Below are 14,106 nucleotides of genomic sequence, written 5' to 3' on the forward strand. Positions count from 1 at the left end.
GGCCTTCGGAGACGGCCACCGCCCGGCCGGCGTGTCGATGAAGCCCGGCCTGGAGCAGGCCGCCCGCCCGACGTGTGGATGGGGCCGCGGTCCGGCCGCACTCGGGCTCACCACCGGGGGAGACGGTGAGCCGGCGGCAGGGGGAGCCGGTGTTCGGGCATGGCCGGCATCCGGACGCCGACCGCACCGAGCGCGAGCTCTTGGACGACGGCGCCGATGCGGAGACGGCACGGCTGGCCACCGTCCTCGGCCAGCCGATCGAGGAGATCGAGAAACGCATGCTGGTCCGGCTGCTCGCACTCGACTTCACCTTCCGGCCCAAGGCGTCCCTGATCGTGCGGTGGGCACTGGGGGACGACAGGAGGCACGTCGGATCATCGAGCCGGCACACAAGCGGGCCGTCGCCACCGTGCTGCGTCGGCTGGATGACGAGGTCGCGGAGACCCGGTGGCAATCCGGCCGCCAGCGCGCGAAGACCCCAACCCTGGTCGTCGCGGCGTTCCGGCACATGGACAACCGGGACGGCTTACCCCTACTCCATGACCACCTCCCTGGGGGCGGCAGATGCGGATGAGGCCGCGGGCCGGTTCGAAGTGGCTCGTGGATGCCCGGGATCTAACGCAGGGCGGCGGCGACCAAGCCTTCGAGGGCCTCGCGCGGTACTTCGCCGCCGCTCACCAGCCGGTCGAAGACCAGTCCGTCGATGCAGGTCAGCAGAGTGTGACTGCGATTCTCGACGTCCGTCACGCCGTGCGCCGCGAGGAACAGCCGGACGGCGTCGCGGCCGGCGTTCTCACGGGGTACGAGGATCTCGCGCAGCTCACGGTCACGCACGCTCTCGACGGCGCAGGCGTAGCGAGCGAGCGAGCGGCGGCGGCCCTCGCCGGTGAGTCGCTGTCGGGCGAGCAGCATCATGCCGTCCACCAGTTCCTCGACGGTGCGCAGAGGTGACAGCTCTTCGGCCATTGTCTGAAGTTCCGCCTGGTCGAGTTGGACCAGGCGTGTGACCAGTCCGGTGAGCAGCGCGGCTCGGGTGCGGAAGTAGGCCGATGTGGTGCCGGGCGGCATGGCCGCTCTGCGGTCCACCGCACGGTGGGTCAGGCCGCGGACCCCTTCGTCGGCGAGTACGTCGAGAGCCGCGTCCGCGAGGAGAGTGCGCCGATCGGTAGCCATAACTCCTTTCTACACCTGTAGAGCCTCGGGTAAGGTAATCCTTCTACATCTGTAGAAAGGCGAGGGCTTCGGCATGGGCAACACGGCAGTGGTGGTCGGAGGGGGCATCGGCGGGCTGGCCGCCGCGATCGGACTGCGCCGCATCGGATGGGAAGTAACGGTCGTCGAGCGTGCCTCCACGCTCGAGGATGCGGGGGCGGGCATCTCACTCGCCGCCAACGGCCTGCGGGCACTGGATGAACTCGGCGTCGGCGACGCCGTACGGGCTGCCTCGCGAGGCCAGTACAACGGCGGCACTCGCACACCACCGGGCGGTTGGCTGGCCCGGATGGACGGCGCGGCACTGGAGAAGGCGATGGGCACACCGATCATGGGCATCCCTCGCTCCACCTTGCACCGACTGCTTCGCGACGCCCTGCCCGCCGAGGCACTGCTGACCGGCTCCGAGGCGGACCGGGTCGAGCAGCCCGGCCCTGGGACGGTGCGAGTCGGCTGCGGCGAGACGGTCCTGGACGCCGATCTGGTAGTGGCGGCCGACGGCATAGGCAGCAAAGTGCGCAGCCGTCTCTTCCCAACCCACCCCGGTCCGGTCTACAGCGGCTCGACGGTGCTGCGCGCCATCACCGAGCACGCGGTCGACCTGCGCACCGACTTCGAGCTGACCTGGGGGCACGGCGCCGAGTTCGGGCACATCGCCTTCCGCGACGGGCGGGCCGAGTGGCACGCCGTTCTCAACCTCCCCGTCGGGACACGGTTCCTCGACCCACTGGACGAACTGCGCAGGCGATTCCACACCTGGCACGACCCGATCCCCGCCCTGCTCGACGCGACCCGGCCCGCCGCCGTGCTGCACCACGACGTCAACGAACTCCGCACACCGCTCCCCTCGTACACGATCGGCCGGACCGCGCTGCTCGGCGACGCCGCACACGCGATGACCCCCAACCTCGGACAGGGCGCCTGCCAGGCGCTGGAGGACGCGGTCACCCTGGCCGCCGCGCTCGCCACCGAGCCCACCGTGGAGGCCGCGCTCGCCACCGAGCCCACCGTGGAGGCCGCGCTCGCCCGCTACGACGCCGAGCGCCGTCCGCGCAGCCAGGCCGTAGCGAGGGCCGCCCGGCAGGCCGGGCGGATGGGCCAACAGCTCTCCCACCCACTGGCCGTCGCCCTGCGGAACACGGCGATGCGGCTGACACCCTCCCGCGCCGCAACGCACATGCTCCTTCGGCACCACGCCTGGATCCCGCCACAACTGAGCTGATCCGATTCGACGACGCCAGCGGCTGGTACCACGACGGGCCCATGCTCGACCCCGAGTTTCCGCTCCTCTACAAGCGCGACCCGTGCGCGACCCGTGGTGCTGGTCACCCGAGCGGGGCCTTCATCGCTCGCACACCTCAGGCGTCCCGCACCGCCTGACGGGCCTCACGGGCGCGAAGTTCGCCGCAACAAGGGCATGCAGATATGCCAGGCCCTCCGGCCCGGCGCGCGCTTGGGCATCAGCGGCGAACCGCGCGACGACGGCCACTGGACCGAACAGACCTGGCGTGCCTTCGAAGCCGTCGACCACCTGTGGAGAGAAGACCTGGAGCCGGTCGCTCGGCTCGGCCGACTGGTCGGCCGCGACGTCGACGGCGGCGGCCAGACCCGCAGCGCCGACAACGACGCCGTCCTCACCGGACGGTTCCGTGACACAGTCCTCGCGTTCCTGCCCCACCCCGGCCTCGGCGAAGGCAACGACGTCCTGCTGCGCGCCTGCCACGGCCAAGGAAGCACCACCGTCGGGTGGTCCGGCTACCGGACCGCGAGCCGTTTCGCCTCCACGAGAGCCGCCTCGGCCGCGGCCTCCTGCCCCGCGATTTCGCGGATGCGCTCCCGTCGCTGCTCGGCGTTCAGCTCTTCCACGCCATGCGGGGGAACTGCTTGACGATGCCGGTGATGGTCTTCCGGCTGACCCTGTCGCGGCCGATCGCCTCGGCCACCGTCCGGTACGCCTCGGCAGGGGCGTCGTCCCCGTAGTCCTCGCGGACGGGGGCAGACTCTCGGCCGCGCGCTGGCTGATCACGTAGGCCCGCACGCGGTCCGAGTTCCGTATGCGGGACGGATCGCTCGAACGAAAGAGAACGGTGAGTCCCGTATGCGGGACTCACCGTTCTGGAAGAGAGAGCTCGGTGGCTGCTACAGGAGGCCGACGGCAAGGGGGAGTGGTGCCACGACGGAGCGGCCGGCGGGGAGGAAATGGCTGTTGCCGCGGGCCTCGCCCGGCATTGCCGAGGAGTTGGCGGCCAACGCCGAGGCCCAGGCCGTGCAGGATGCTGTTGAGATCGGTCCCGTCGGCCGGAACGGTCCCGTTGTGGCTGTTGGCCGTCGCGGCCTCGGCGTGGGCATCTCCTGACTCATGGCCAGACTGTCAGCGCGGCATCCGCGGCGGTGCGCACCAGGGGGACCACCCTGTGGCAGAGCACCGTTCAGCATTGAGGCCGACATTGTGGTCACCCGGGACCGGGCCGGATGCCGTCATCCTTGGGGCAGCGGTGGACCCAGGCGGGAGCTGGCCGTAGCAGCGGCTGCGGATCCGGATTCTCTGCGCGGGGCACGAAGTCGGTCAGAAGACCGGCGAAGTGTCGGGGAGCATCGGTGGGCGCTGGCTCTTGACCCCCTGGCACGGGAGTCTCGGCGCCGGCGACCTTCGTGCCCAGCGGCAACGGACCGGTCAATGGCTCCGGGCATGCACAGCCCCGTTGCCGCATTCGGCATTGCCCCCAGGTGCAGGCGCCGGGTGAGGAGGAACGACACGTCGTCGACCACGCGAGCCCGGGTCAGCGTACGGTGATCGGAGCTGGGGCCAGGCGGGTCCGCGTCAGGTCCTGCACCCACCAGTGCACCTGTTCAGCAGGGACGCCGGGTCCGACACCGAGGACCGGCAGTCCGGCTGCGAGCGCGGCTCGTACGCCGGGGAGGGAGTCCTCCACGGCGAGGGCGTCCTCGGGGCTCACGTCGAGGGCCGCGCAGGCCGCCAGATACAGGTCGGGCGCTGGTTTCGGCGAGGCCACCTCGTCGGCGGCGACGCTGACGTGTGCCAGGCCTTCCATCCCGCCGTGAGAGAGGGTGACCTGAAGCAGAGCCCGGTCGGAATTGCTGGCGATGGCTACGGGAAGGCGGGCGGCCGTCGCGCGCAGCAGCTCCAGAGCGCCGGGCAGTGGTCGCGCCACAAGTGGTACGGCACCGACGAGGGCGGTGAGCAGTTCGTCGGCGACAGCTCCGGCGGATTCGCCCCACAGATCGCCGAGGAGAGCGGCTTGGTCAGAGCGGGCGAGCCCGGTGACCCGCGCGTACACGGACGGGTCGTAGGGACGGTCACGCGCGGCGAACAGGGCCCGGAGCGCATGGTCGACGCACGGGTGCGTATCCATCAGGGTGCCGTCGCAGTCGAAGACCACAGCACGCACCTGACGGTCCGGGACCGGGAGTCGGCTGGGGGCGGGCGAGGGTGTGCCGGTCATGGGGCGCCCTGGCCTCGGACGTACAGTTCGACCGGGTTGAAGCCCGCCGGCTGCGGAACCCGCGGCGGTACCTGCCGGAAGCCGGCGGATCGAAGAGTGCGGCGGACCAGGCCGCCGTCGATGTACTTGTCGTGGACCTCGAGGACGATGCGGTCCACCTGCTGCATCCATGGTTGTGGCGCGGCGAAGATGTCGCGTTCGCTGCCTTCCACGTCCACCTTCAGCAGGTCGACGTGCTCGATCCCGTGGTCGCTGAGGAGCTGGTTCACGGTGGTGGCGGGGAGGCTTCGGTGTGGCAGGGCCAGGTGGTTCTCCAGCCGGTACGGGCGGGTGCGGCGCAGCTCTTCCACCTCACGTACGGCGGTGCAGGTGTCCCAGAAACCACTGACGGCGAACTCCATGTCCTCCTCGCCGCCGGAGACGGCACGAGGGTCGATCAGCCAGCCTGTGCCGGCCAGCGCCGCGTTGCGTTCGAGGACGGCGCGGCTCTCGGCGATCGGCTCCACGGTGAGCAGGGTCCGTGGCCGGTAACGGGCGTCGAGGTAGGCGGCGGCGAGACCGGTGTTACCTCCGAGGTCGACGATCGTGTCGAGAGTGCCGACCGCGCGGTCGAGGTGGTAGACCACGTCGAGCTCGTAGAAGCGGCACAGGAAGATCTGCCAAAGGATCAGCAGGTCCGACTGATTCTTGCGGACGCATACCTTCGCCGGCCGGTCGAGCGTGCCGAAGGTGAAGTGCACCAGAGCGCTGTCGTCCAGGGGGCGTCCGGCCGCGCCGGCGAAGCGGCGGGCCATCCAGTACGGGGCGAGCAGCCGGCTGCTGCCCCTGCCCCGCCGGGCGGCGACCGTCATGTCCCGGATCGCGCCGGCCGTCTCCCGCAGCAGCACCGTCGGCCAGCCGGTACCGAACGTACGGTCAGCGTCAGACATCAGGTAGGCAAGTGGCACCGCTCAACGTCTCCTTCGCCACAGAGGGCCTTCACCGCAGACGGACAGATGCGTCCGCGGCTCGTAAACGAGCACAGTGCGGGACGGTAACGGCGCCGCACGAGACTCGGCGGCGCCTGGACGACCCGGCGGCTCACGCCGGCACTGGGGGTACACGCGCTCCGCCGACTCAGGGGCACTGGGCCACTCAACTCGTAGCGATGGGGGCGAATGACGAAGTACTTCGGTGTCCCGACGGCATCCGCGGTCGGCGACGGCGCCCTCTCCGTCCTGGCGTCGGCCGATCCCGCGCCGGAGGCACTGTTCTGACCGGCGCCGCGCTCTGCGGTGCTCGACGCATGGCTGACGGCCCTGTCCACGTGGGCACGCGTCGGCACAGCGTGGGCGGAGCCGGGAACGCGCTCGGCGGAGCGTAGCGTCGCGACGAACCGCTCGCCCGCCACCACCAGCGTGGTGCCCGCTCACCCTGTGGCCGCCTCCTTCTCGCGTTGTGCGGCCTTGGCCTCGGCGGCGAGCGCCGGCCTTGCACCGGAGGCGCAGTGCCTGTCGGTCGAGCTGGGTGCCGTCACCGGCCGGCCCTGACGCTCGCCACATCGACGGCCACCTCCCTCACCGCCGCAGGTCCCACCAGGACGACATCGAGGGTGCGTTGCGTTCCCCAGCCCACGGATTCTCTGTCGAGTGCAGCGAGTTGTGCCGAGCGAACTCAGAGGCACCGCCACAGCTGTCGCGCAGATCGGCAGGCGGTGCCATCCCTGCCGATCCGACGACCGCTCGCACTCCCTCTTGCATGCTCTATGGCATATCCCATAAGTTACTCGCAGGTAGCTCGCTCTGAGGGCTGTAACGCCATGGGGAAGGTGGTGAGGGAATGAGCCCGCGCAGAAGTGAAAGCCGTGACCGGATGATTCTCAGTGCTGCCGCTCTGCTGCGTGAGTACGGTGCGAGCGCGACCAGCATCGACCGGGTGCTCGCCCACAGCGGGGCCCCTCGGGGCTCGGTGTACCACCACTTCCCCGGCGGTCGGGCGCAGCTCATCGACGAGGCGGTGGCGCTGGCGGGAGACTTCATCGCGGGGCTGATCGACGCTGCCATGCAGGCGGATGACCCGGTGGAGGCGGTAGACGCGTTCTTCATGCTGTGGCGTGACCGGCTGGAGGAGAGCGGCTTCCGGGCCGGCTGCCCGATCGTGGCGGTGGCCGTCGAGACCAACGACGACGCACCCCAGCTCGCACGCTCCGCCGCAGCGGTCTTCGCGCGCTGGCAGGAGGCCCTCGCGGCCCTCCTCCTGAGACACGGCCTGCCCGAGGAACGCAGTCGAAGGCTCGGTGCCTTCATCATCGCCGCGGTGGAAGGCGCGGTGATCATGTGCCGGGCCGAGCGGAGCACCGCCCCGATCGAGGCCGCCGCTGCCGAGATCCACGGCCTGCTCCTCTACGCCCTGCGTGACCGTCCCGGTGCCGAATCCGGTCCCCGGCCGTAGCCCGCAGCCGCCCAGCCGCTTCATCCACGTAGCTCGAAGGAGTCGCCATGCCCTCGCTCGACCGTCAGGACAACGTCTTCGTCCTCGACCTCGGAGACGGTGAGAACCGCTTCCACCCCGACTGGCTCGCCGCCGTCGGCGCCGCCCTCGACGAGGTGGAGAAGGCGGAAGGTCCCCGCGCCCTGGTCACCGCCGCCACGGGGAAGTTCTACTCCAACGGCCTCGACCTGGACTGGCTGTTCGCCCACGCCGACCAGCACCAGGACTACGTCGTCTCCGTCCACGAGCTGTTCGCGCGGATGCTGTCGCTGCCGGTCGTCACGGTGGCCGCCTTGCAGGGGCACACCTTCGCGGCCGGCGCGATGTTCTCCCTCGCCCACGACTTCCGTGTCATGCGCGCCGACCGCGGCTTCTGGTGCCTGCCCGAGGCGGACATCAACATCCCCTTCACCCCCGGCATGGCCGCGCTCATCCAGTCCCGGCTTGCTCCCGAGACCGCCCACGAGGCCATGGTCACCGCCCGCCGCTACGGCGGCACCGACGCCGCGGCCACCGGCATCGTCGACCACGCGGTCGCCGAGGACCTCGTACGCTCCACCGCGATCGAGATCGCCCAGGCCCAGGTGAACAAGGCCGGCGACACCCTCGGCACCATCAAGGCCCGCATGTACGCCCCGGCCCTGTCCACCCTGCGCGAGACCACCGCCCCGCTCGGCTGACCAGCACCTCACCGACCGCACATCCCGCGCCCCGGACGCTTTCACCCGAGGCGCGGCATTGCTTGCCAGCCGCCCACCGCACAAGGAGACACGGTTCGACGACGACCGCCACCACCTGGCACAAGAGCGCCTGCATCCTGTGCGAGAACAACTGAGGCATCCAGATCCGGACCGGCGGCCGCCGCATCGCCAAGAACCGTGGCGGGCAAGGAGCACAGGCCAGTGCGGCGGGAGACGGACGGCAGCTTCACCCCCGTCGGCACGACCGCCGGTGAGATGGGCGTCGACGTGTCCCTCGCCGGTCTTCTCCTGGGCGAGGGGATTGGAGCGGTAGCAGGCTCCTAGGGTGCGCAGCGGGGCGCCGCTTCAGGCGCTGCCGAGGTGGTTGCCCTGGCCGCTGCCGTAGACACACCACCGCCTTCGCCGTCTCGCGTACGAGGACCTGGGGGTGCAGCAGGGCCCCCACAGCACGCTGGTGTCCTGCCTCAACAAGCTGACGTGGCTGTTGACCGGGAACTTTGCCAAGCCCGGCGCCATGCAGCCGCACTTATGGATCGCGCCGCTGGCCCGCTACTCCACCAGCCCGCGCCGCACCCCCGTCACCGGCGCGCGGATGCCCGGTGGCCTGGTGCCCTGCAACGTCATCACCGGCGGACTGGAACTGACCGGCCGAGGCGATCCTCTCGGCGCCGGCCTGCTCCGCACACTGGCCCGGACCCGGGCCCGAGCCGGCGCGCTCGACGACGAGCTCCGTCTCGAGGCAGCCGACGACCTGACCGACATGCACGATCCGCGCGGAGCCGACCTGCTCCACGCACTCGCACGCGCCCCGGGTCCAGGTCTCTTCACCCGCACCACCTCGCACCGTGCGAGCAGCCTCGTATCCTCCGCCAGTGCCTCACCAGGCCTCCGTTGGGGGAGGACCCGGTAGCCGATAGGGCTGGACGGGTGCAGTTCGGCACCTGACTCCGGCGCCCTGCGCCCGGAGCGGCCCGCCGCCGGATTACATGGGCCTGCGCCTCGGCGCGGGGCGTGCCGGCGCCCTTCGCGGCGCCGGACCCGACGAATGAAAGAGCGCAATGGCAAAGCGCGATCCCCGCAACCGCACCGGCCGCAACCCGCTCCTCCGCGGGCTCGCCGCTGCCGTGCTCGCGGCGGGCATGCTGGTGGTCTCAGCGGGATCCGGACACGGTACCGACGCCGCCACTCCGGCACCCGGTGCACAGTTCACGCCGCTGACGGCGGCGGTGATGACCGAACCGGCGCCGTTCGTCGCCACGGACGTCAAGACACACCTCTCGTACGAACTGCTCGTCACGAGTGCCCTGCCCACCAGCACCCCGTTGCGGCTCGACCGTGTCGACGTCCAGGACGCCCGCACGCACCGGGTCGTCGGCTCGCTGAGCGGGCAGGCGCTGGCCGAGGCCGCCCATCCGGTGGGCGACCCCCTGCCGGGTGCGGACGCGTACACACCGGCGCCACCGGCACCGACGCCGACCGTCATCCAGGGCTCCCAGCAGTGGATCATCTGGCTCGACCTGGTTCTCGACCGCGGTCGGCCGGCGCCCAAGGCCCTCGAACACCATCTCGAGGGTGCTGTCCTGGCACCTTCCGGCCCCTCCGCCTTCGAAGAGACGGTGCAGGTCACCCGGACGTCCGGCATCCCGCCGTTGAACCTGAACCCGCCCGTCCGCCCCGGCACCTGGTACTCCAGCGAGTCGTGCTGCGGCAACACACACCACCGGCGCGGCCTCGCCCCGATCAACGGCCGCTTCTACGTGCCGCAGCGCTTCGCGATCGACTGGTACCGGGTCGGCAAGCGGGGGCAGACCTGGGAGGGCAACCCCGCACGTCTCTCCAGCTACCTGAGCTACCGTCAGCCGGTCGTGGCCTCGGCCGGCGGCAGGGTGGTGGAGGTCCAGGACGGTATCCCGGACAACGCGCCGCCGGTCGCACCGCCCGTCCCGCCGATCGAGGAGACCGTGGGCAACCACGTCACCGTGGAAGTCGCGCCGGGGCGCTATCTCCTCTACGCCCACCTGAAGCCCGGCTCGCTCAAGGTCCGGGAGGGCGACCGCGTGGAATCCGGAGATGTCCTCGGGTTGATCGGCAACAGCGGCAACTCGACCACGCCGCACTTGCACTTCCAGGTGATGACCACGCCCCAGTTCTTCCCGACGGACAGCCCGCCGTTCACCTTCCGGCGGTTCCGCGTCGTCGGGCAGGTGGAACCCCGGATCTGGGACGACAACCTGGGCCTGCAGCCGACGGGCGTGCTGCCGATCACGCCCTCGCCGTACGACGGCCCTCACCGGGCCCGGTATCCCCTCGACCGCGAGGTGCTGGAGTTCTGACCGGAACCGGAACCGGAACCGGGCTCCGGACAGGCCGTTGTCCTGGCCTCTGTCCGGTGCGTGGACACGCACCACAGTGCACGCCCGTTCAGGCGAGCCGCCTGAACGGGCGCGTGAACATCCACGGATGGCCCGGAACGGCCCTGCGAACAGCCGGGAAGCGGGTTGAGTCCCGAGTTCCCGAGCACAGAGCCCCTGACATGTGGCCGCCGGACGCACGACAGTCGTCGGCCTGACCTACCTCTGGCCGAAGGCAGCATACGGACGACGGTCACTTCCCGCGGCCAGGATCCGCCACCGGACGGCATCGCAACGCCCGCGTTCACCTCGACGCCCGACGACCACCGATGACGCGCGGGTGGTCCCCGCCCTCCGAACCCGGCCACACCTACCTCGGCCGTCCCCGGCGACAGGCCGGTGTACGCCCTGGAACTCACCGTCGGTACCCTCACCACCCGCCCGGGAGCGCCCTGGCACCTGCTGCTTCAGCCGCCGGAGCGACCTCCGACCCGGTGACGCCAGAAGCTGTCGGCGAGGACTTCAAGGACTTACTGGCAGGACCGGTCTTCAGGGGCGGCTTCGCCGCTACCGGACCGTTACGGCACCGGCGTTGGCCGAGGTGACTTCCGGGCGACGAGGCGAGCCGTGAAAAAAGGGATGGAGCGAGGCGGCGGCCCGCTGTTACTTTCATGCCGGACCGTGAAGTCGTCGTGTGGAGGTGAGTCCCGTGAACACAGTCACCCATGGGTGCTCCCTCGATCCGTCACGGTCCGGCGGCTGACCTTCGGTGTCGCCAGGAGCGCCTGTGATCGAGGCACTCCTGGAAAGAGACTCCGATGAACACAAAGCCTCTCCCGTCCGGTCCGAGCGAGTTCGCGGTGATGATCACACGCGTGGCGGCCCGGCAATGGCATGCACTGGATGACGATCTGGTCGTCGGCCGCGGGCACGCGGAACACCGGCCCGACGGACGCCTGTTCGTCTGCATCGACGCCTGGCACGACGCCGCCTTCGACCGGCTCGCCGAGGCGATGCTGGCCGATCTGCCGACGCCGCTGTACACGGTGGTCGATGAAGCCGACATCGAGCTGACGGCCGGCTGGCGGCGGGCCGGGTTCACGATCCGGCGCCGCGAGGGGGAGTACGTCGTACCGACCGACCCGCGAGAGAGGGGGCTCGACGCGGTGCGGCCGCCTTCGGGCGTGACGATCGTGCCCGCCGGTCAGGCGGACGAGAGTCTGCTGCGTGTGGTGGACCGTGCGATCCGCGACGAGGTCCAGACGACCGCCGGATGGCGGTCGATGCCCGCGGAGCTGATCGTCCGCCCCGAAGGCGACACCGTCGTCGACCCGTCGAAGTACGCGGTGGCCGCGGCGCAGGACCGCTACCTGGGGCTGGTCCGCGTCGTGACGGCGAAGCGGCCGCGCATCGGGCTGGTCGCCGTGCGGGCCGGCGAACAGCGTCGCGGCATCGCTCGGGCGCTGTTGGCCCACGCGCTGGTGACACTGCACCGCTCCGGCTACTCCGCGGCCTGGGCCGAGATCCACGAGTCCAACCGAGCGGCCTCGGCGCTGTTCGAGGGCATCGGCGCCCGACCGGTGGGCAGCAACCTGGAGCTGGTGCGATGACGAAGAACAAGAACGTGATCGAAGTCGAGGGCACGGTGGTCGAGTGCCTGCGCAGCGCCATGTTCACCGTGGAACTGGAGAACGGCCACAAGGTGCTCGCGCACATCAGCGGGAAGATCCGCAAGAACTACATCAAGATCGTGCTTCAGGACCGGGTGCTGGTGGAGCTCCCGCCGTACGACCTGACGCGCGGCCGGATCGTGTTCCGGTACCGGAACTAGCGGAGCCCGGCACCCTCCGCGGTAGTTGATGCCCGGTCTCGGTCACGGCGTTTGTCATGACCGAGATCGAGACCGAGACCGGGCCCGTAACAGCTCATGGCCGCAAGCCGCGGGGCCGGCACCCTCCGCCCCCGTCTCAGTCTGGGTCTCGGTCTGGGTCTCGGTCTGTCCCGCATACGGTCCAGCCAGCGTTCGTACCAGGAACTCCTCCAGCGGCAGCAGACCGCAGAAGGGGCCGGCACCGCTGTCCCCGAGCTCGACCAGGAACGCGCGGTCCTCTCCTCTCGTCCGCGGCCAGGTCGTGCGGCGCATTCCACTGGCCCCCGCATGGGACGTCACCTGATGTCTCCCGCCGGGACACCCATGACGTGATCGTGATCGGCGCCTACGCCTCCGGACCGGCCGGGGCCACCGCCCTGCTGCCCGTCGGCCTCGACATGCTCTGGGACGAGGTGTCCGCACATGCCGACGATCAGAGAGGCGACGGTGTACCGGCGGAACCGGCGACGTTCCTGCGGCATCCCTCTATTGCTCCGCGGACTCGGAGCTCAGGCAGCACTGCAAGGATGGCCGGGGCCGGAATGTGGTGACCGGATCGATATGGGATCGCGTGAGGTGGGTGGATGCTGGCAGGCTGCCTTCATGGTTGACGCGGAGGTGCTGCTCATCGGAGGGCGGGCTGGTGTCGGCAAGACGACGGTGGGGTGGGAGGTTTCGGCGCTGCTGCGCACCGGGGCGGTCGCTCACGCGGTCATCGACGGTGACTTCATGGGGCAGGTACATCCGGCTCCGGAGGGAGACCCTGACCGCGCGGAGATCACCGAGGCCAATCTGACGGCTGTCTGGGCGAACTTCGCCCGGCGCGGCTACCGGCGTCTGGTCTATACGAACACGGTGAGTGTGCTGCCGGAGGCGACGGGCATGTTCGAGCGTGCCATGGGGGCCGGAGTGGGGATCGTGCGAGTCCTGCTCATCGCCTCCGACGAGACCGCGCGCGATCGGCTGGTGAGGCGAGAACTCGGCTCGGAGCTGGCGCGGGAGCTGGAAGGAAGTGCCCGCAAGGCACGGCTTCTGGACGAGCGGGCGCCAGGGGAGACTGTGCGTGTGGCGACGGACGGACGGCTCGTCGTCGACATCGCGCGGGAGGTGGTTGCCGCCACCGGTTGGATGGAACCTCACTCCGCTGACAGATCATGACCGTGCTGACGGTGGATTGTCAGCGTGTGAGGAGACCGACACCGCCTGGATGTTTCCACCCGCTGACCGACACTCCTCGCTGAGAGGAACCCTGGCCGTACGCCGGCCCGGGTTCTTCTCAGGCCGGCTGCCGCCATGGCGGCTCAGCGCCTTCTCGGATGTGCCATCGGGTGGCGAGACGCGGGACGTCGCAAAGCTGTCATCGGTTCTGTCGACAGAGGTGATGCGTGTCGTTCTCGTCGGGTGCTGCACAGAGCCGTGACCGCAGCGCATGCCAGGTGCGCGCGCCCTCTGCTCGGGGGCGACGCGGGTGAAGACCGCGATGTCCTCGACGTGGTCCGCGATCTCCGGCTCGTCCATCCGGGCCAGTTCGGCGCCGGTGACGACCTCGCCGGTGATGTCCAGCTCGCGGGCGATGGGGAGCGGCGGTGTCGGCATGATCCCCCGTGATCATCTGTACTCGCATACCGTCGGGCGGTTCTCGGGAGCGGTTCGCCTGCGACGAACTCATCGCGCCGTTCACTCTGTGCCTCGGCACCACCGATCGGGCAGCGGCGCAGGAGTGGCTGGCCGGCTTGGGGCGCGGCCGGCATGGAGGGGGCATGGGCAAGGCCATGGACCTGCCCGACCTGTCGGGCAGAAGGGCATGGATCAAGGTCCGTTCCTGCGCAGCGCTGCGCAGCGTTGCGCTGCGCTTGGGCGGCTGTTCGGCTCGGTGGCCAACGCCAGTCCGGGCAGAGGGCTTCCGCTCGACGACACGGCTTCGGGGCGTGGCGGCAGCACCGGCCAGAACGGCGGCGCGCATCAGAATGGGATCAGCGGTGCGCATCGCGTGGGCCCCACTCCGGACGCACCATCCAGTGGGGGAGTACCGGTCCCCT

The 14,106-nt window shown here is 70.3% G+C and carries 14 protein-coding genes; 9 read left to right on the forward strand and 5 right to left on the reverse strand.

Annotation, left to right across the window (positions count from 1 at the left end):
* Positions 1 to 37: 37 nt before the first annotated feature.
* Entirely contained in the window at positions 38 to 574 is a 537-nt protein-coding gene (locus ABT232_RS12170) for a relaxase domain-containing protein (RefSeq protein ID WP_351839572.1), read from the forward strand.
* A gap of 41 nt (positions 575 to 615) precedes the next feature.
* Here the strand turns inward: ABT232_RS12170 and ABT232_RS12175 are convergent, their stop codons facing one another.
* Entirely contained in the window at positions 616 to 1,173 is a 558-nt protein-coding gene (locus ABT232_RS12175) for a TetR/AcrR family transcriptional regulator (protein ID WP_351839286.1), read from the reverse strand.
* Positions 1,174 to 1,246: 73 nt separating this feature from the next.
* Between ABT232_RS12175 and ABT232_RS12180 the strand changes: the two genes are divergently transcribed.
* On the forward strand, positions 1,247 to 2,434 hold the full coding sequence (locus tag ABT232_RS12180; protein ID WP_351839288.1) for an FAD-dependent monooxygenase: 1,188 nt from the start codon (positions 1,247 to 1,249) through the stop codon (positions 2,432 to 2,434).
* 120 nt (positions 2,435 to 2,554) lie between these two features.
* On the opposite strand, the gene ABT232_RS12185 is transcribed toward ABT232_RS12180, so the two are convergent.
* The 3 genes from ABT232_RS12185 to ABT232_RS12195 form a co-directional block, all read right to left on the reverse strand.
* A complete protein-coding gene (locus tag ABT232_RS12185) occupies positions 2,555 to 2,935 on the reverse strand; it encodes a hypothetical protein (RefSeq protein ID WP_351839290.1) in 381 nt (126 codons plus the stop codon).
* 1,057 nt (positions 2,936 to 3,992) lie between these two features.
* Positions 3,993 to 4,676 (reverse strand): HAD family hydrolase, encoded by a 684-nt coding sequence (locus ABT232_RS12190; protein WP_351839292.1) that lies wholly within the window; start codon positions 4,674 to 4,676, stop codon positions 3,993 to 3,995.
* Entirely contained in the window at positions 4,673 to 5,605 is a 933-nt protein-coding gene (locus ABT232_RS12195) for an FkbM family methyltransferase (RefSeq protein ID WP_351839294.1), read from the reverse strand. The genes ABT232_RS12190 and ABT232_RS12195 overlap by 4 nt, the downstream gene beginning before the upstream one ends.
* Before the next feature lie 922 nt (positions 5,606 to 6,527).
* Here ABT232_RS12195 and ABT232_RS12200 point away from each other — a divergent pair.
* The 7 genes from ABT232_RS12200 (at position 6,528) to ABT232_RS12230 (ending at position 13,225) form a co-directional block, all read left to right on the forward strand.
* Entirely contained in the window at positions 6,528 to 7,106 is a 579-nt protein-coding gene (locus ABT232_RS12200; RefSeq protein ID WP_351839296.1) for a TetR/AcrR family transcriptional regulator, read from the forward strand.
* A gap of 47 nt (positions 7,107 to 7,153) precedes the next feature.
* Positions 7,154 to 7,825 (forward strand): enoyl-CoA hydratase-related protein, encoded by a 672-nt coding sequence (locus tag ABT232_RS12205; protein WP_351839298.1) that lies wholly within the window; start codon positions 7,154 to 7,156, stop codon positions 7,823 to 7,825.
* A gap of 448 nt (positions 7,826 to 8,273) precedes the next feature.
* Positions 8,274 to 8,756, forward strand: a complete 483-nt coding sequence (locus tag ABT232_RS12210) for a hypothetical protein (protein WP_351839300.1) — start codon at positions 8,274 to 8,276, stop codon at positions 8,754 to 8,756.
* Between the two features lie 148 nt (positions 8,757 to 8,904).
* A complete protein-coding gene (locus tag ABT232_RS12215) occupies positions 8,905 to 10,179 on the forward strand; it encodes a M23 family metallopeptidase (RefSeq protein ID WP_351839302.1) in 1,275 nt (424 codons plus the stop codon).
* Between the two features lie 836 nt (positions 10,180 to 11,015).
* Positions 11,016 to 11,807 (forward strand): GNAT family N-acetyltransferase, encoded by a 792-nt coding sequence (locus ABT232_RS12220; RefSeq protein ID WP_351839304.1) that lies wholly within the window; start codon positions 11,016 to 11,018, stop codon positions 11,805 to 11,807.
* A complete protein-coding gene (gene infA / locus ABT232_RS12225) occupies positions 11,804 to 12,028 on the forward strand; it encodes a translation initiation factor IF-1 (protein ID WP_351839306.1) in 225 nt (74 codons plus the stop codon). The genes ABT232_RS12220 and infA overlap by 4 nt, the downstream gene beginning before the upstream one ends.
* Positions 12,029 to 12,670: 642 nt before the next feature.
* A complete protein-coding gene (locus ABT232_RS12230) occupies positions 12,671 to 13,225 on the forward strand; it encodes a DEAD/DEAH box helicase family protein (protein ID WP_351839308.1) in 555 nt (184 codons plus the stop codon).
* Here ABT232_RS12230 and ABT232_RS12235 read toward each other — a convergent pair.
* Positions 13,220 to 13,663 carry a hypothetical protein gene (locus tag ABT232_RS12235; protein WP_351839310.1) on the reverse strand — a complete coding sequence of 148 codons (444 nt, stop codon included), beginning with the start codon at positions 13,661 to 13,663 and terminating at the stop codon, positions 13,220 to 13,222. The genes ABT232_RS12230 and ABT232_RS12235 overlap by 6 nt on opposite strands.
* Positions 13,664 to 14,106 lie beyond the last annotated feature (443 nt).

The organism is Streptomyces sp. NPDC001532, assembly GCF_040298625.1.
Classification (GTDB): domain Bacteria; phylum Actinomycetota; class Actinomycetes; order Streptomycetales; family Streptomycetaceae; genus Streptomyces.